Here is a 540-nt window from a genome sequence, read left to right on the forward strand (position 1 = left end):
CTCGACTCGGCGTCACCTCTCCGCGATCGGCGACCTGGATCTTCAACTGATCCAACGCGGCCCGTCCCCCCGACGTGATGAGAGACGCCGTAGACAGATAGGCGTGGCCCCTCCGCTCCTGAGGTGCGGGCGCGAGGCTCGGGTCGTACACCGTGCCGGCCACTCGCAGCCGAACGGGTTCGCCGCTCGGTGTCTTGACGGTCACGGCGTCGCCGACCGCCACGTCGAGCAGGGTGAGCGAGTCCTCTCCGACAAAGATTTCTCCCGGTGGCGGCGGCCAGCTGCCCTGCTGCACCTCGAACTTCCCGATCCGCATCGCATCGTCCGGCGTCGCTACGAATATCTGCAGCGGGTCATCCCGCAAACTGCCGTTGACCTCGACTTCACTGTCGAACTGGGTGCGCCCGGTCGCCTCGATGACGCCCGGGCGGTTGCTCACCTGGGTCGCGATCGTCGCCATCCGCTCGGTGTCGATGGCCCGATCGAGCACGATCGTCGCCGACGCCGGCTCGGTGCTCATGTACGCGCTGCCGGTCTCCC

The 540-nt window shown here is 67.8% G+C and carries 1 protein-coding gene; it reads right to left on the bottom strand.

Annotated elements, in window-relative coordinates; translation table 11 throughout:
- A partial coding sequence (locus tag GEV06_28745; protein ID MPZ21832.1) for a hypothetical protein occupies positions 1 to 520 on the bottom strand: 520 nt, incomplete at its 3' end.
- Positions 521 to 540: the final 20 nt, after the last annotated feature.

The organism is Luteitalea sp. (assembly GCA_009377605.1).
Taxonomy (GTDB): domain Bacteria; phylum Acidobacteriota; class Vicinamibacteria; order Vicinamibacterales; family Vicinamibacteraceae; genus WHTT01.